The sequence below is a fragment of the Gordonia sp. i37 genome (assembly GCF_002043085.1).
GTDB classification, from domain to species: Bacteria; Actinomycetota; Actinomycetes; order Mycobacteriales; family Mycobacteriaceae; genus Gordonia; species Gordonia polyisoprenivorans.
The window spans coordinates 1-15,646 of the sequence record NZ_MVPX01000320.1 but is presented as its reverse complement, the minus strand read 5'-3'; the positions used below and the strand labels follow the sequence as shown (position 1 = coordinate 15,646).

General features: G+C 67.2%; 18 protein-coding genes, 1 tRNA gene and 1 pseudogene. 13 read left to right on the top strand and 7 right to left on the bottom strand.

What is annotated here, in order from left to right; genetic code table 11:
- The 4 genes and pseudogenes from B1964_RS15715 to B1964_RS15700 form a co-directional block, all read left to right on the top strand.
- Positions 1-302: pseudogene (locus tag B1964_RS15715) on the top strand (hypothetical protein); the annotation flags it as partial.
- 87 nt (positions 303-389) lie between these two features.
- Entirely contained in the window at positions 390-947 is a 558-nt protein-coding gene (locus B1964_RS15710; protein WP_079930430.1) for a hypothetical protein, read from the top strand.
- A 164-nt stretch (positions 948-1,111) separates the two neighbouring features.
- The gene (locus B1964_RS15705) at positions 1,112-1,831 is read left to right on the top strand and encodes a hypothetical protein (protein ID WP_079930429.1); all 720 of its coding nucleotides are present in this window, start codon (positions 1,112-1,114) and stop codon (positions 1,829-1,831) included.
- Positions 1,824-2,342, top strand: a complete 519-nt coding sequence (locus tag B1964_RS15700; RefSeq protein ID WP_079930428.1) for a PIN domain-containing protein — start codon at positions 1,824-1,826, stop codon at positions 2,340-2,342. Before B1964_RS15705 ends, B1964_RS15700 begins: the two co-directional genes overlap by 8 nt.
- Positions 2,343-2,513: 171 nt before the next feature.
- Here the strand turns inward: B1964_RS15700 and B1964_RS15695 are convergent, their stop codons facing one another.
- Positions 2,514-2,735 carry a helix-turn-helix domain-containing protein gene (locus tag B1964_RS15695; protein ID WP_366664291.1) on the bottom strand — a complete coding sequence of 74 codons (222 nt, stop codon included), beginning with the start codon at positions 2,733-2,735 and terminating at the stop codon, positions 2,514-2,516.
- A 54-nt stretch (positions 2,736-2,789) separates the two neighbouring features.
- Here B1964_RS15695 and B1964_RS15690 point away from each other — a divergent pair, with 54 nt between their 5' ends.
- Genes B1964_RS15690 through B1964_RS15680 form a run of 3 tightly spaced genes read left to right on the top strand, consistent with a single transcriptional unit; the run spans position 2,790 to position 5,196 of the window.
- Positions 2,790-3,314: a hypothetical protein gene (locus tag B1964_RS15690; protein ID WP_139765750.1), complete on the top strand. Its 525-nt coding sequence runs from the start codon at positions 2,790-2,792 to the stop codon at positions 3,312-3,314.
- Complete coding sequence (locus tag B1964_RS31065; protein ID WP_079930425.1) at positions 3,311-4,690, top strand: tyrosine-type recombinase/integrase; 1,380 nt, start codon at positions 3,311-3,313, stop codon at positions 4,688-4,690. The genes B1964_RS15690 and B1964_RS31065 overlap by 4 nt, the downstream gene beginning before the upstream one ends.
- Positions 4,687-5,196 (top strand): hypothetical protein, encoded by a 510-nt coding sequence (locus B1964_RS15680; RefSeq protein WP_172398858.1) that lies wholly within the window; start codon positions 4,687-4,689, stop codon positions 5,194-5,196. Before B1964_RS31065 ends, B1964_RS15680 begins: the two co-directional genes overlap by 4 nt.
- A 119-nt stretch (positions 5,197-5,315) precedes the next feature.
- Here B1964_RS15680 and B1964_RS15675 read toward each other — a convergent pair.
- From B1964_RS15675 to B1964_RS15660, 4 genes are all read right to left on the bottom strand, one after another.
- A tRNA-Ala gene (locus tag B1964_RS15675) sits at positions 5,316-5,388 on the bottom strand.
- Positions 5,389-5,494: 106 nt separating this feature from the next.
- A complete protein-coding gene (locus B1964_RS15670) occupies positions 5,495-6,295 on the bottom strand; it encodes a thioredoxin domain-containing protein (protein ID WP_253194019.1) in 801 nt (266 codons plus the stop codon).
- Between the two features lie 101 nt (positions 6,296-6,396).
- On the bottom strand, positions 6,397-6,741 hold the full coding sequence (locus tag B1964_RS15665) for an Lsr2 family protein (protein WP_006367728.1): 345 nt from the start codon (positions 6,739-6,741) through the stop codon (positions 6,397-6,399).
- A gap of 184 nt (positions 6,742-6,925) precedes the next feature.
- Positions 6,926-7,684, bottom strand: coding sequence for a hypothetical protein (locus B1964_RS15660; RefSeq protein WP_253194018.1), 759 nt, complete (start codon positions 7,682-7,684; stop codon positions 6,926-6,928).
- 34 nt (positions 7,685-7,718) lie between these two features.
- Between B1964_RS15660 and B1964_RS15655 the strand changes: the two genes are divergently transcribed.
- From B1964_RS15655 to B1964_RS15630, 6 genes are all read left to right on the top strand, one after another.
- Positions 7,719-8,615, top strand: coding sequence for a rhodanese-related sulfurtransferase (locus B1964_RS15655; protein ID WP_079930423.1), 897 nt, complete (start codon positions 7,719-7,721; stop codon positions 8,613-8,615).
- Positions 8,612-9,760 carry a GTP-binding protein gene (locus B1964_RS15650; RefSeq protein WP_079930422.1) on the top strand — a complete coding sequence of 383 codons (1,149 nt, stop codon included), beginning with the start codon at positions 8,612-8,614 and terminating at the stop codon, positions 9,758-9,760. Before B1964_RS15655 ends, B1964_RS15650 begins: the two co-directional genes overlap by 4 nt.
- A 223-nt stretch (positions 9,761-9,983) precedes the next feature.
- Positions 9,984-11,081 (top strand): N-acetylmuramoyl-L-alanine amidase, encoded by a 1,098-nt coding sequence (locus B1964_RS15645; protein ID WP_079930421.1) that lies wholly within the window; start codon positions 9,984-9,986, stop codon positions 11,079-11,081.
- A 32-nt stretch (positions 11,082-11,113) separates the two neighbouring features.
- Positions 11,114-12,046, top strand: a complete 933-nt coding sequence (locus tag B1964_RS15640; protein WP_079930420.1) for an SDR family oxidoreductase — start codon at positions 11,114-11,116, stop codon at positions 12,044-12,046.
- Positions 12,027-12,818, top strand: a complete 792-nt coding sequence (locus tag B1964_RS15635) for a fructosamine kinase family protein (protein ID WP_238534721.1) — start codon at positions 12,027-12,029, stop codon at positions 12,816-12,818. The genes B1964_RS15640 and B1964_RS15635 overlap by 20 nt, the downstream gene beginning before the upstream one ends.
- Before the next feature lie 22 nt (positions 12,819-12,840).
- A complete protein-coding gene (locus B1964_RS15630; RefSeq protein ID WP_006367721.1) occupies positions 12,841-13,428 on the top strand; it encodes a nucleosidase in 588 nt (195 codons plus the stop codon).
- A 33-nt stretch (positions 13,429-13,461) separates the two neighbouring features.
- Here the strand turns inward: B1964_RS15630 and B1964_RS15625 are convergent, their stop codons facing one another.
- Both B1964_RS15625 and B1964_RS15620 read right to left on the bottom strand, forming a co-directional pair.
- Positions 13,462-14,463 (bottom strand): DUF6542 domain-containing protein, encoded by a 1,002-nt coding sequence (locus tag B1964_RS15625; protein WP_079930419.1) that lies wholly within the window; start codon positions 14,461-14,463, stop codon positions 13,462-13,464.
- 76 nt (positions 14,464-14,539) lie between these two features.
- Positions 14,540-15,646, bottom strand: a 1,107-nt coding sequence (locus B1964_RS15620; RefSeq protein ID WP_079930418.1) for a DNA recombination protein RmuC, incomplete at its 5' end; no start/stop codon positions are given.

The following is a 15,646-nucleotide window of genomic DNA, read 5'->3' as shown; positions in this document are numbered from 1 at the left end:
CCCCGCCGACACCGCGAGGTCTCCGTCTGGTCATGGCGCACCACCACCACGACGCCACCGCCCTCCGCGCCGCCGGTGACCCCTCCGGCCAGGTCCCCAGGCTGGTCGCGAACTGCTGGCCGTCGATCACCGGGCTGGCCCGCGAGCTATACGCCTCACGCCGGATCAGCCAGACCGACATCGATAAGGCACTGTTCCTGCCCGCCGACGCCGACGAACCGACCCGCAACCACGCGCTGAGCCTCATCCGATCCGGCTCCGTGCCCGGCAGCTTCACCGTTCACCCCGTCGGCACCCGCTGAGACTCTTAAAGTTACACCCTTGCCCTAGCCTTTAACTTTGACGTACCCTCGGCGTGTACCCCAGACAGTCACCCGAGAGGCAGCGCAATGATCAACCTCAATCTTGTCGACAAGTACCCGGTCGGCCCAGGCACCCGCGTCGGCGAGGACCCCTCGATCTGGAACCGAACATGGGCGGGATACGACCCACACGCCACCGACGCCGTGAACTTCGAACAGAACAGGGGCGTGTGGAAGATCGCGCACAGCAAGGGCAATCGCGAGCGAATCGCGACGATGAGCCTGAGCCACGTCATCAAGATCATCGCCGAGGTCGACCATATCGAGGACATCCCCCTTCACGGCGGCGGAGTTAAGCAGGCGGTGGGCGCCGCACGCATCCTCGGCCCCGGCGATGCCGACTATGACCGGCTCATCGACACCACTATCGACCCCTTCCGCAACCCCGTGCGCTACCTGCCCGACGACGCTTCCGACTCAATCTGCCTGTGCGGCTGTGGAGCCGAGCTATCACGTGGGCGGCGTTGGGTGCCCGGCCACGATCAGCGCGCGCTCCATGATCGCGTCACCCAGGGGTGGGGCTCAGTCGAGCGATTCATCCGGTGGTACGACGACGAACACCGACCACAGTCCGCCGTCCACTGAACTGGATCTGGACCGGCCCGTAGGCATGCGAGTGTGACCCATCCCACCGGTAGTCGGTCGACAACCCCGAATATGTCGGTACAGATCGCGACAATGTGGGGCATCATGGGGCAGACCACTCGCGGAAGTGAGGGCAGACGTTGGCTGGCGAGGGTGACATCACCGTGGACCTGGAGGGCGAAGCGCTCGACCCCAGGGCGGTTGCTGATGCCATCGAACAGATCGAGAGTCTCGTCGCCAGCATCAACGACGGTGACGACGCACGGCTGATACTGACCAACCTGCGGGGCGGAAGCGCCCACATATCGATGGTGGCCGCAGACTCGCCGCTGGACACGCTCGCCGACGGTATCGAGGAACTGCGCAGCGGCCCAGTGTCTCCGCGCGGCTGGACTCGCGACACCCTCATCGCAACGGTGGGGCTGGCCAAGGTGTCCACTCGGCGCGGTGTGGAGTCAATCAGCCTGCGCATCGGTGACGCGATATCCGCCATCGACGGGGTAATCCAGACGAACGCCGAGGCCGCGCTCGCACCCTCATCGCGCGGGCTGGGCTCTGTGCGCGGCCACCTGTACCGCTACACCAATGACCGGGGCCGACGCTCCGCCGGTCTACGACGGGCCGATACCGGCGAAGCAATCGATCTCCGGTTCGCTGCCGAGAACGCTGATCAGGTCCGTAAGCACCTGGAGCAGCAGGTCGAAGCATGGGGAGAGATCGCCCGCGACGCAACGGGCCATATCGCGTACGTGACCATCGAGGGCATCGAGCCAGTCGCCGGTCCACATGAGCCCGCGCCGACGAGCGAGGGCCGGGGGCTGTTGGGAAGTGACTGGCTCGGCGGTGCCGACCCGGCAGAGTGGGTGAGGATGATGCGTGGCTGACAAATTGACGCGGGTCGCGGTCGATACCTCGGTGATCCTCGACTTCCTGATCGCAGACGACAGGGCGAAGGCCGACCGTGCCGAACACCTACTCAAAGGCCACAGTGACCGCTACACCGTCCTGCTACCCGCCATCGTCATCGCCGAGATCGCCGGTGCGCCAACAGTTCGCGGTCACCACCTGCCCAAGGACGACCGCGAGGAGCGGATCGCCAAGGCGCTCGGCTGGATCAGACGCTCGAACTTCATGGTCGCCGAGCTATCAGAGCGCACCGCCCGGCGGGCCGCTGAGATCGCCGTCGAGCACCAGCTCAAGGGGCCGGACGCCACCGTGCTCGCCACAGCAGAACAGTGGGGCTGCACCCACCTCTACGCGAGCGACGGTGACCACACGAAGTGCGACGGGAAGTTCGGCTTCAAGATCAGCGAGCCCGACGACCCTCCACCACCCGAACTGACCCTGGAGACCGAACTCCAGCGTCGGGCCGACGAGGCTCAGGGCGACGGCTGACCAACCCCCGAACACACGAAGACCCCCATGGCCTCATGGGGGTCTTCGCATCGCTGCTTCGCCCGCAGCGCACACCGGTGAGGAGTAATCACCTACGCCACAGCGTATCTCGGTTCGAGCGCCGTGGGTGGGACCTCAGACCTCAGCGCCGAGCATTCCCTACGCGCACTCTCAGGCGTCAGCGCCGAGCATCTTGATCAGCGCCGCCGTGGGCACGCGGACCCGGCGCGACCCGAGCTTGATCACCGGTAACCGGCCCTCGCGGGCCATCTCGTAGCCGTAGGCACGGCTCACCCCGAGATAGGCGGCGGCCTGTCCGACGCTGAGAGTCGGCGGCCCGCTACGCAATTCGTCAATCGCCGTCGTGGTGCTCTGTTCACTGTGTGCGGTCATGTACATAAGCGTGAGGGCTTGCTCGCGGAATGTCCAGGTTATAGAGTTCGCGTCATGAGCACTCACCGAGAACTCCCCAAGCGCGGCGACGTGGTGTCCGCGCACCGAACACCTGAGGGCCGCACCGAGATTCGGCTCCACGATCTGCCATTCACCTTCCACGTGCGATCCGGCACCGACGCCGACGGGCCGTTCATCCGTGAGCTGACCGTCGTCGCCGACGAGGGCGCAACCGTCGATTACCACGCGCTGCGGGCGATCCCGGCCCGTCGGCTGGCCTACACAGCGGTACAGACCGCCGCCCGCGAGCTGTGTGACCTGGGAGTGGAAGCCGTCGGCTACACCCTCGATGCGTCCGTACGGCCCGACGACGCCGATCCGCGCGTGTGGGAGGTCTCCCAGCGCGCCCTGATCGCGGTGTCCAACGGGCTGCCGGTGCGCGCCACCGTCGCCGAGGAGATGCACCTAACTAAGGCCACCGTCGACCGGCTCATCAAGAAGGCCAAGGACGCCGGATACCTCGACGCCACCGACCTCCCCAAACGCCCCCAGCCACGACAGAAGGACGCCACCCGATGAGCACAACCGAGAGCAACCGCAAACGCCGCGCCGAACCGATCAGCAAGCGCACCGCCGCCAACGGAGCGGTCAGCTACGAGTTCCGCGTCGATGTCGGCGCGAAGCCGGACGGGTCCAGGGACCGGCGTCGGTTCACCTACCGGACGCTGGCCGAGGCGCGCCGTGAGTACCGCCGCATCACCACTGAGGTCGCGGCGGGCACCTACTCGAAGCCCACAGCGATGACCGTGGACGAGGCGTGCGACGCGTGGCTGGCCGGTCGCCGTGGGGTCCGGCCGGTCACGCTGGAGGGCTACGCCACTAGCCTCAAGCCCGTGCGGCGGTTCCTTGGCGGCAAGAAGCTCCAGGCGCTCACCAAGGACGACGGCGACGCACTGGTCTCGTGGATGCTGACCGGCGGCCGACAGAGCGTCAAACATACTGTGCCACACAGCCTTCCCGGCCGGATCGTCGCGCTGGTCGAGAAGCACCCCGATGGCATCACCGCCGCCCAGATCGCGGCAGCGTTTCCCGGTGAGGACACTGCCACACGGCTCTCCGATCTCGCACAGCGAGGCCGTGTGATCCGGCTGCGCCGCGCGGTCTACGGACCCGCCCAGGCCCAGAAGGCCGACGACGAACCGTGCGGTGGGGTCAAGCCAGTGACGGTCCGCTCGACGCTCACCGTGTTCACCATGGTCGTGAAGTCGTACGTCGATCAGGGTGTTCTGCCGCGCAACGTCATTGCGTTGGTGGAGCGGCCCGCCGACCCCATCGGAGAGACCGACGATGAGGTAGTCACGGCGAAGTCGTGGACCCTGGCCGAGGCTGAGGCGTTCCGCGCCGCCGTCGCCGATCACCGCCTGTACGCCTGCTGGCTGCTCTCGATCTACGGCATGCGCCGATCCGAGGTCCTGGGCCTGCGGTGGTCGGCCATCGAGGGCGATGTCCTCCATGTTCGTCGGGGTCGCGTGGCGCTGGATTCGGGCCGCACCGACGAGGGGCTGCCGAAGTCGCGCCGGTCACGCCGGGACCTCCCGTTGCCCGCCGATGTCGTCGCCGCCCTCCAAGCCCTCAAGCGCCGCCAGAAAACTGAGGCGCTGGCGTTGGGCACCGGGTGGGACGAGGACCAACTCGTCGCCACGCGCGAGGATGGGACGCCCGTGCCGCCGGAATGGTGGACCGATGAGTTCCAGCGCATCCGCGAGAGCGCCGGTCTGCGGCGCATCCAGCTCAAGGGACTTCGCAACACCTCCGTGTCGCTGATGCTCGACCGTGGGCTCCCGGTCCACGTCGTCGCGGCCTGGCACGGCCACTCACCGGAAATGAGTCTGGCCGTCTACGCCGACGCGAAGTCCGATGAGTTGCGCGCCGCCGGTGGGTCACTGTTCGGATGAGCAAGCACCCCAACGGCGGCGACCTGCCGTCTGAGATCGACCTCTCGCTGTTCTACGGCTGGGTCCGATTCAGTGAACTGCCGAGCGCCGACGTGCCCCGTGGGCCGGGCGTCTACGTCGTGGTGCGGCCCACCGACACACCGCCTCAGTTCCTCGACGTGTCACCGGCAGGGCACTTCAAAGGCATCGACCGCACCGAGCCCGTCGCCGCCCTCCAGGATCGCTGGGTACCGGAGAGCCGTGTGATCTATATCGGCAAAGCCAACGCCGGAAAGACCGGGCGTCGCGGACTCCATGTGCGCCTGAGCGAGTACCGCCGATATGGGGCCGGTGAGCCCGTCGCGCACACCGGAGGCCGCCGTGTCTGGCAGCTCGCCGATCACGCCGACCTTCTCGTCGGCTGGCGCGAGACATCGGACGCCAAGGCCGCCCCGACTGAGAGCGCCATGATCGCCACGTTCCGTGACCACCACGGCCGTCTGCCCTTCGCCAACGGGCGGCTGTGAGGCCCACCGTTGGGCCATTGAAACCCCTTGGCCCACTGTTGGCCCACTGAGGCTCTGGGGCGGGTTACCCCGGGAACGAGAAACCCCCTCCGATGCAGTTCGGAGGGGGTTTCTGCTTGTGGAGCTAAGGGGACTCGAACCCCTGACCCCCACACTGCCAGTGTGGTGCGCTACCAGCTGCGCCATAGCCCCGTATTCTGTTCTCTCGCCCCTCGAAATGGGCACTGGCGAAGTTACACCATCGCGTGAACGGTAAACAAATCGCCTTGTCAGCGACGCGGTCTCGGAGGTCAGTGGTTCACTCGGTCTCCTTGGTCAGAATGGCCGTCAGCCACCCCGGGCCGTCGGTGATCCCGTTGACCGGCTCTCCGTTCAGCAACACCGTCGGGGTGCCCACTGCCGTCTTTTCCATGGCCTTTTCGAGTTGAGTGCGCGACTGTGCTGCAGCCTGCTTTGCCTCGGCGAGCTTGGCGCCGGTGGCGATGCACTGTTGCGTCGGGGGAGCGGCTCCCTGCGCGGCGGCGATTTGCGCCAGCTGGGCGTTGGAGTGGTCGGAGTCGCCGTTCTCCTTGGGCTGATCGACGAACAGCGCGGTGTGGAATCGGAAGAACAGCGCTGGGTCCTTGGCGTCACCGACACATTGCAGGGCTCCCGCGGCGCGTTCGGAGTAGTCACCCGACGCCGACCTCGAGTTGAGGAACGTCAGCATGTGATAGCGCACCCGGAGCTTGCCGGAATTGACGGCATCGATGATCGGCTGGCCGGACTGCTTCTCGAACTGCTGGCACACCGGGCAGAGGAAGTCCTCGAACACATCGATGGTGGTCGGGGCGGCGGGTTCACCCACGATCAGCGCGGCGTTCTCGTTGAGCACGGTATCGCTGACCGGCCCCAGGTCCTTCTTGTTCGCGTTCCAGACGAAGCCGAGGATGACCAGCGCCGCCACTGCCACCACAGCGACGCCGACAAGCACATAGGTCGCCTTGCTGGAGGTCGACCGGGGCTGATGGCCGGACGGCGTCGAGGTGGCGGATTTCCGCGACGACGCGGCCGAGGGCTTCGCGCGCGAGGCGTTCGAGGTCTTGCGCCGCTCAGTCACGCACTCGACTGTAACGGGTGGTCACCAACGAGCGAGCCGAGCGTTCGGCCAGGGCCGCGTCGAGCGTCGGCAGGCGTCGCTGCACGGCGGCAGAGGGTGGGTCAGTGAGCCGCTTCGAAGGCCTCGAGCACGTTGGCCGGAATACGGCCCCGGTCGCTGACCTCGAACCCGTTCTTGGTTGCCCACTTGCGGATGGCCTGCGTCTGCTCTTTGCTGCGGGTGCCCGCGCCGCTCGTGGCGCGCTTGGCGGCCGGCTTGCGGGCCGAACCAGCGGTGCGCGACACCTCGATGTATCGGGCCACCGCGTCGCGGAATTGCTGAGCGTGGCGTGCCGAGGTGTCGAACTCGTAATCCTTGCCGTCGATCGACCAACGAACGGTCTCGTATTCGTCGAGAATCTTGCCGTCGATGTCGTCGACGATCTCGACCGATTGAACCTTTGCCATGTGGACCTCCAGAGCCTTCACTTCTGCCCGCCCTGAATGACGGCTGCCGGGCGTCACCGAAATGTCGGCACTGCCCAGAATGTGGGGGGCGTAGCCGTATGGTAGCCGGAATCGAATAAGAGAAACCTGAAAGAATCACTCACTCAACAGACGCCGAAAATCGGCGAAAAACGTGAAGGAATCCTCAGCTTGGTGGTGCGGGATTCGACGGTTCATCAGTGTCGGACGGAGTGCCGTCGGCGTCGGTGGAGTCAGTGTCGTCGAGCCCGAGAAGCGACTGCGGTGCGCGCTCGTTCGCGTAGATCTTGCGATAACCCGTTGAGGTGACTGCGAATCCGGTGTCGGACGTCGACTCGAGGCAATACGTGCCCGACGGCGAGACCAGACACTGGAATCGACCGATGGCGATCGTCGTCCCGAAGTCGACAATCGAACTGCGATAGAGCACCGGATACTCGTTGGAGCAGGCGCCGTGAGTGGGGCCGTCGGCGCCCAGGGTGATCAGGTTTGCTGCCCATTGACAGCTCGATGGCTCCGATGCCGGGGGAGTGCCGTTCGCAGCTGCGTTGTTGATGCGGCATGCCAACGTGGCCCGCCCATTGGTGCCGGTGGAACAACTGAGGTTGCGGTCGGGGGTGGAGAAGTGAAATCCCGACGTTTCTTGCAGCGGATCCGTCGAGCCGGTGGCGCCGTCGTGATAATTGGAATTATCGGCGCGCGGTGCGAGCGAGACCACCCGGCCAATACTCCAATCCGGTAATTCGGTGGCGGTGTTGGTGATCGAGGCGGTTGTCGTCGATGTGCTCGGGGCATCGGACTCGGTGGTCAGCTGATCGGTCGGCGGCAGCACGATCTGGGACGGACCGTTGCCGCCCGACAGCGAGCATGCCGTCGCGCCGGCGCCGAGGAGGACGATCCCGATCGCGGCCATTGATATCGACACGCGGCGCGACCATCGCGATCCGTACCCTTGCACTGTGTCGACCCCCAAGATCGTCCTGTTCTACGTGTTCACCCCGTTGCCCGACCCTGAGGCGATCCGGCTGTGGCAGCAGGCCGTGTGTTCCTCTCTCGGGTTGCGCGGCAGGATCATCCTGTCACGGCACGGCATCAACAGCACCGTCGGCGGAGACCTCGCCACAGTGAAACGGTACGTCAGGGCCACCCGCGAATACCCCCCGTTCGCCCAAGCCGACATCAAGTGGTCGGAGGGCGCCGGCGACGACTTCCCGCGGTTGTCGGTGCGCGTGCGACCGGAGATCGTCACCTTCGGCGCGCCTGAGGAACTGAAGGTCGATGAGTCCGGCGTGATCGGTGGCGGTGACCGGCTGACCCCCCGCGATCTGCATCAACTCGTCGAGCAGCGCGGCGACGACGTCGTCTTCCTCGACGGCCGCAACCGCATCGAGTCGGAAATCGGCAGATTCGCCGGCGCGCTCACCCCGCCGGTGGAGACCACCCGCGACTTCGTGCCGCTGCTCGACAGCGGCGCCTACGACCACCTCAAGAACCGTCCGGTGGTCACCTACTGCACCGGCGGGGTGCGGTGCGAGGTGCTCACCGCGCTCATGCGCAACCGCGGCTTCGAGGAGGTCTATCAGCTCGATGGCGGGATCGTTCGCTACGGCGAGGAGTTCGGTGACGACGGACTCTGGCAGGGCTCGCTCTACGTGTTCGACAACCGGATGAACGTCGCGTTCTCCGACCATCCCGACGTGATCGCGGCCTGCGTCGAATGCGGATCGGCGACAAGCAATGTGGCCAACCATCCCGATCGGCTCGGTCGCGACCTCGCGGTCATCTGCGCCGACTGTCTGGCCGCCGCGGGTGTCACCGGGTCGGGTGATCCCTCACCGTCGGTGACGCCGCGATGAGCCGGGTAGGCGTTCCCGTCGTCGTGGTCGCCGGATTCCTCGGGTCGGGCAAGACGACGCTGCTCAATCACCTGCTGCGGGAGGGCGGTCGCGATGGTTCCGTCGGCGCGCGAATCGGGGTGTTGGTCAACGACTTCGGAGCGGTGAACATCGATGCCATGTTGGTCGCCGGGCAGGCCGACGGCGCAGTGAGCCTCGCCAACGGGTGCATGTGCTGCTCGGTCGACCGAGACGGACTCGACGCCGCGCTGTCGACTCTCCTGCGGCCGTCGGCCCGTATCGACGCCATCGTCATCGAGGCCAGCGGCATCGCCGAACCACGAGCACTGATCCGCATGGTCACCGGCTCCGACGACCCCCGGATGCGGTATGGGGGACTGGTCTACGTCGTCGATGCGGCGTTGTTCGCCCGTACCCGACACGAGCACCCGGAGATCGACCTGCACATCGCCGTCGCCGATCTGGTGGTACTCAACAAGATCGACCTCGTCGAGCCCGAGGCACTCGACGACATCACGACGGTCCTGCGTGAGCTCAACCCGACCGCGGCACAGATCTCGGTGATCGACGCCCGGGTCGACCCGGCGATGCTGTTCGATCAGGTCGTCGCGCCGGATGCCGACGCACCGGACAGTGCCGGCGACGACACAGGACCGGTGCAGCTCACCCTCGATGCGTTGCTCCATGATCCCGGACGCCGTGACTCCGAGACCCTGGATTGCGGTACCGCCGACGAGCACGAGCATGGCCATGGAGACCATCTCGGGCCGGGATCACACGGTCACCGACACCTGCACGACGAGTTCACCTCGGTCGAGTTCACCTCGACCGCGCCGATGGACCCGCGCCGGCTCGCGCGATTCCTCGAGCGGCCGCCGGTCGGTTGCTATCGGATCAAAGGAGTCGCGCACTTCGACCTGCCGGGGCATCGGCAGCGCCACATCGTGCACGGGGTCGGCGGCTTCGTCGAGGTGCGTCGCGACTCGTGGGCCGGCCAGGCCAGGCAGACCAGCATCGTCGCGATCGGAACGGGGATCGACCGTGACGAGGTCCTCAGCGTCTTGACCGCGGCCGTCGCCGACGACACCACCGCCGACGACGAGCACGGCATCCTGCACATCACCCGACACCTGCCCGCGCGCTGACCTGCGCCGACCCCGGGTCGCCCAGGCTGGGCTGACCTCCGTGTCTCGATCCCGTGCCCGTCACGTCACAGCTGGCTAACGAATCCGATCAGCCCAGGTCACCGATTTCCGCATCTCACCCGCGACTGTTTGACTGTGTGAAATCTGTGGCTATTGTGGCCAGTGTTGCTGCTTTGACTTGGGGTGGCGACGACCGAAACGACGACGCTGAGGATGTGCGAACATGTCGATCGCCCGGAGACGAGGCTCGCGAGCGCGACTCGCGATCACGGCTGCGGCCGTCGCCCTGCTGACGGGGTCGGCGGTGCTCACCGCCACCACCGGAAGTGCACCCGCATCGGCCGCACCGGCCACGGGCACCAGCCTTGCGGGCAAGACGATCTTCCTCGACCCCGGCCATCAGGGCGGCGCGGCCGGCCACGACCTGGCCAAGCAGGTTCCCGACGGACGCGGCGGTACCAAGGACTGCCAGACGACCGGCGCGACCGGGGTGAACGGCGTGGCCGAGCACACCGTCAACTGGGACGTCGCGCAGCTGGTGAAGGCCGGACTCGAGAGTCAGGGCGCGCGGGTGGTCCTGAGCCGACCCGACGACACCGGCTGGGGCGGATGCGTCGACGAGCGCGCTGCCGCGGCGAGCCGGTCGGGAGCGGCCATCGCGGTCAGCCTGCACGCGGATTCGACCACCACCGGTACGGATACGACCAAAAAGGGCTTCCACATGATCGTGCCGACGCTGCCGATCCCGGATGCGACGGTCAATCAGGTACAGGGCGGCGAAGGCCGCAAGGCGTCGACGATCATGCGTGACGCCTTCCTCAAGGCGGGCTTCCCGGCCGCCAATTACGCCGGGGTGAACGACGGAATCCAGACCCGCTCGGATATCGCGGCGGTGAACCTGACCAAGGTCCCGGCCGTCTTCATCGAAATGGGCAACCTTTCCAACCCGCAGGAAGCCGCCGCGTTGGCCGCCCGTGACGGTCAGGTCAAGTACTCGATGGCCATCACCGACGGGATCATCAACTACGTCAAGGGCTCTGCGGCCGCCACGATCCCCGGCGTCAGCAACCCCGGTGCCACCACACCCGGTACGACGACCCCGGGTTCCGCGACCCCGGGAACGACGACCCCACAGTCGTCCGGTGACGACGATGAACTGTCGGCGGTTCTTCCGTTCATCCAGCAACTGCTCGGCACCAAGGATCCCGCGGAGATCATGCGGTTGATGCTCACCGAGGGTCAGGACGCGTCGGCGCAGGTGCTCAACGCCATGCTCGAGATCGTCTACGGCCTGTTCGACGGAAAGCTACCGATCGGCTGAGTGTCCTCGACAGTCGGATTAGGGTCGAGGTCATGTCATTACGCGACCTGATCAGAATGGACCCGCCGGTTCCCACCCTGCGCGGACGCCGGGTGTTGATCACCGGGGCGGCCAGCGGAATCGGCTTGGCCACGGCACTTGCCGCGGCACGCGATGGCGCCGACCTCGTGTTGACCGACCTGCACGCCGACAAGCTCGACGAGGCGGTGACCACCGTCACCGAGGCCGGCGGGCACGTCGCCTTCCATTCCGCGGGCGACGTCTCCGACTACGAGTGGGTCCGCAGCTTTGCCCATGAGGTCGATTCCGAGGTCGGCGTGATGGACGTGGTGATGAACATCGCCGGTATCTCGGTCTGGGGCACCGTAGAGAACCTCGAGCACCGGCATTGGCGATCGGCCGTCGACGTCAACCTGATGGGTCCGATCCACATCATCGAATGCTTTGTGCCACAGATGGTTCGGCGGGGGCACGGCGGACATTTGGTGAATGTGTCGTCGGCTGCGGGACTGCTCGCCTTCCCCTGGCATGCCGCCTACAGCGCATCGAAGTTCGGTATCCGCGGGGTCTCGGAAGTTCTGCGATTCGACCTGCGTCGTCACCACATCGGGGTGTCACTGGTCTGCCCGGGTGCGGTCGCCACTCCCTTGGTCAACAGCGTCGAGATCGTTGGTATCGATCGCACGGACCCGCGGGTGGCCAAGCAGATCGATGCATTTCATCGCGTCTCGGTCACCCCCGACACCGCCGCCGCCGCGATCATCAAGGGGATCAAGAAGAATCGGTTCATGGTCTACACCTCCTTCGACATCCGGTTCGGGTATTGGTGGGCACGCAAGTTCGCGTTGCCCTACGAGATCGTCATGCGCATCGCCAACGATCGATTCGCACATCTCGCCCGGATCAGTGCGGTGTCGCGGACCGAGACCGTGCCGGCCGACCCGGATGCCGCGCGAGAGCGGTAACTCCTTGGACGAGAACGTCTTCCGCAAGACCCGCCGTGACGCCGACCCGGATTTCTTCGCGGCCGAGGCCGCCGGTCTACGGTGGCTGGCCGAGGCCGGAGCACCCGTCGTCGACGTCATCGCGGTGTGGGACAGCGGAATCGAGTTGCAGCGCTTGGACTCCGCCTTCCCCGACGCCGACGCCGCACGCGAGTTCGGCGCCGCTCTGGCGCGAATGCATGACGCGGGTGCCGACTCGTTCGGTGCGCCGCCCGCCGGATACCACGGACGACAGTTCATCGGCGAACGGCCGCTGAGTTCCCGCACCCACGCGAGTTGGGGCGCCTTCTACGCTGCCGAACGCGTCGAGCCCTACCTCGAACCCGCGCGCCGCGCCGGATATCTCACCGCCGACGACGAGGAACTGACCCGCTCGGCCTGTGCGGCCATCGCCGACGGAGTCTTCGACGACGACGAGCCACCGAGCCGGCTGCACGGGGACCTGTGGAGCGGCAACGTGATGTGGACACCCGACGGAGTGGTGATGATCGATCCGGCCGCCCACGGCGGTCACCGCGAGACCGACCTGGCGATGCTCGCGCTGTTCGGCTGTCCACAACTCGACGCCATCGTCTCCGCCTACGACCAGACCCACCCATTGGCGGCCGGGTGGCGCGACCGAATCCCGCTGCACCAACTGCATCCGCTGGCCGTCCACGCTGCAGGCCACGGACCCTCCTACGGGTCGGCGTTGGGGCGGGCGGCGCAGGCAACCCTCGCGCTCACCCGCTGAGAGGCTGACGGACAATCATCGGATGCACGCAGATTCCTCGTCGTCCGATACCGGGGTACTGGTCGTCTCCGCGACCCGGTCGGAGGCACGCCACATCCCCGACGGCACCCGGCTTCTGGTCACCGGCATCGGAAAGGTCGCCGCGTCGGTCGCGCTGACCCGAGAACTGAGCACCGGACCCGCGGTGACACGCATCGTCAACATCGGGACCGCCGGCGCGCTGCACGACCACCATCTGCCGGTCGGTCACGAGGGACTCTTCGTACCGTCGGCCGTCGTCGAACACGACATCAGCAGCACCGAGCTGCGGGCGATGGGGTATCCGATCGTCGACCGATGGGAGCTGCCGGACGGCGACGGCACCGTGCTTGCCACCGGCGACACCTTCGTCGCCGACCCGGTCCGCCGCGCCGAACTGGCCGCCGGCGCCGATCTCGTCGACATGGAGGGTGCGGCGATTGCCCATGTGGCGGCGGCGTTCGGGGTGCCCTGCCGGCTGGTGAAGGTGGTCACCGACGGCGCCGACGAAGGGGCGATGGACTGGCCGTCACTCGTCGACGAGGCGGCCCGCACGCTCGGGCGGTGGGTGTCCGAGCACCTTATTGCGTAGGAGGTACGTCGGCGCGACGTACCGAGGCGCCGGTCAGGAGCGGTTGCGTGAGCGCGTCGACTGATAGGCGGCGGCAGCGCCGGACTCGTACCGGTCGAGGTCCGCGGCCGCCGAGCGGGCGCGCGGGCGCGGTCGGTCGGCCTGATCCGCGGGGATGCGCGTGGTCTCCTCGGAGGTGACGGGGACCGGTCGTGCGGTGGGTCGGCCGGCATCGCCGGCACGACGACGCGGTGCCTCCGACGACTCGGTGGTCTTGCGGGCCGCGTCGCCGGCACGTGCTCGCCGGGGACGTGCCCGACCGGAGTCGTCGGTGGCGGTGGCTGCGGCGCCGACCACTGATGCGCTCGCGCGGGGCTTCGATGCGGTGCTGCGGGCGTCGGCGTCTTTCTGCCGGGCGGCGCGGCTGCTCGACGAGGTGCTCGTGGCAGCACGAGACGAACCCGTGCGCGCGGTCGCCGCGCGGCTGCTCGACGATGTGGCGGTCTCGGTCCGACGAGTGCGCGTGGCCTTGTCGCCCTCGGTGCGTGCGCCGGAGGCGCGTGTGCCCGCAGCGCGAGTGCTCTTGTTCGCGCGTCGTTTGGCCGGCGGCCGGTTGTTGCTCTTGCCGCCCCAGAGTTTCGCGTTCCAGCCCTCGGGCCGGGTCAGCAACCACCGGAGCAGAACCAGCACGAGCGTCACCACAAAGGTGATGGCCATCCACGGGAAGTTGGCGGCGATCGGTAGCAGCACCTTGAGTACCAAGGACTTGAGACCGGATGCGTTGCCGGCATTGAGGCTGTAGAGCGCCAGCACGCCGACGCAGAATGCGATCAGCGGCGGCTGGGCGGCCGCGGTGAATAACGCCCGGCGACGTACGGCGAGCGCGGCCAGGCAGCACCCGACCAGCAGGCAGAAATTGAACACCGCGCCGAGGTTGCCGTGATTCTTGGCGTCCATGATCGCGCCGATCGCGGTCAGCGCTGTCGCGATGAGGACGGCACCCCACCAGGGCACCCCACGGACGGTCGGCAGCACCGACTGCTGGTCCAGTGGCACCGCGGAAGAGCTTCGTTGCGGAAAGGGCACATGTAGACGGTACCGGGTGAAGCGCGATTTCCCGCCAACCGCCGGGTCATGTTGGCCGATCCGGCGACCCGATCGGGGCGCCATGTCCGTTCTGTGTGATGTGCGCGTCGAACTGCGCGATCGGGCTCGACCCGGCCCCGTGATCAGCCGTGCGGGTCTCGCGGACGGTGTCGTGAACCGTGCGGACCGTGGTGGGCTCCTCGAGATCGCCGAGCGCCTCCAGCGATGCCAGCCGGCGGGCGGTCACCCCGACCCGGGAATCCAGTGCTCCCACAGTGGAGTTGTAGGCATCGACCGCCCTGCGCAGCGACGTCCCGACCCGATCGAGATGGCCGAGTACCGAGTCGAGCCGATGATGCAGCTCGACGCCGAGCTCGTGGATCACCGCCGCGTCACGTGCCATCGCGTCGTGCCGCCAACCGAGCGCGACGGTGCGCAACAACGACACCAGACTCGACGGCGTGGTGAGCACCACATTCTTGGTGATGCCGAACTCGATGAGCGTGGGATCGGCGCGCACCGCCCACTCGAGCACCGCGTCGGCGGGCAAGAACAGCACGACCATCTCGGGGGTGTCGTCGAAGGCCGACCAGTATGACTTCGCCGAGAGCGCGGTGATGTGTGCGCGCACCGCGCGGGCATGGTCGGAGAGCAGGTCGCGCCGCATCTGCGGGTCCTCGCAGTCCGCGGCCTGCAGATACGCCTGCAGGGGCACCTTGGCATCGACGACGATGGCGCGGCCACCGGCCAGGTGCACCACCATGTCGGGGCGGACCGACCCGGCCTCCGAACTCGCCGACACCTGGGTGCTGAAGTCGCAGTGGCGGGTCATCCCGGCGAGTTCGACGACCCGCTCGAGCTGGACCTCACCCCACCGGCCCCGCAGATGCGGGGTGTGTAGTGCGTTGGTCAGTGCCCGGGTCTGATCGGAGAGCCGCGTCGACATCATCTGCATGCCCCGTACCTGCTCGGACAGGCCGGCGTAGGCACTCGTGCGGTCGCGTTCCACACGTCGTAGTTCGTCGGCCATCTGTCCGACCAGCGTGTGCAGTGGATCGACGATGTGACTGAGCTCGGCGCCGATCGCGTTCGACTGCCGCCGCGCTGCGTCTTCGGAGGCCGCCGCGAGCGACCGTCCGACCAGGTCCTGGGA

Excerpts from the sequence above, each read along its gene's own strand:
- B1964_RS15690 (WP_139765750.1), top strand. The coding sequence starts at position 2,790 with ATGAGCACTCACCGAGAACTCCCCAAGCGCGGCGACGTGGTGTCCGCG.
- B1964_RS15665 (WP_006367728.1), bottom strand. The coding sequence starts at position 6,741 with ATGGCAAAGGTTCAATCGGTCGAGATCGTCGACGACATCGACGGCAAG.
- B1964_RS15640 (WP_079930420.1), top strand. The coding sequence starts at position 11,114 with ATGTCATTACGCGACCTGATCAGAATGGACCCGCCGGTTCCCACCCTG.
- B1964_RS15630 (WP_006367721.1), top strand. The coding sequence starts at position 12,841 with ATGCACGCAGATTCCTCGTCGTCCGATACCGGGGTACTGGTCGTCTCC.
- B1964_RS15650 (WP_079930422.1), top strand. The coding sequence starts at position 8,612 with ATGAGCCGGGTAGGCGTTCCCGTCGTCGTGGTCGCCGGATTCCTCGGG.
- B1964_RS15680 (WP_172398858.1), top strand. The coding sequence starts at position 4,687 with ATGAGCAAGCACCCCAACGGCGGCGACCTGCCGTCTGAGATCGACCTC.
- B1964_RS31065 (WP_079930425.1), top strand. The coding sequence starts at position 3,311 with ATGAGCACAACCGAGAGCAACCGCAAACGCCGCGCCGAACCGATCAGC.
- B1964_RS15645 (WP_079930421.1), top strand. The coding sequence starts at position 9,984 with ATGTCGATCGCCCGGAGACGAGGCTCGCGAGCGCGACTCGCGATCACG.
- B1964_RS15710 (WP_079930430.1), top strand. The coding sequence starts at position 390 with ATGATCAACCTCAATCTTGTCGACAAGTACCCGGTCGGCCCAGGCACC.
- B1964_RS15695 (WP_366664291.1), bottom strand. The coding sequence starts at position 2,735 with ATGACCGCACACAGTGAACAGAGCACCACGACGGCGATTGACGAATTG.
- B1964_RS15635 (WP_238534721.1), top strand. The coding sequence starts at position 12,027 with ATGCCGCGCGAGAGCGGTAACTCCTTGGACGAGAACGTCTTCCGCAAG.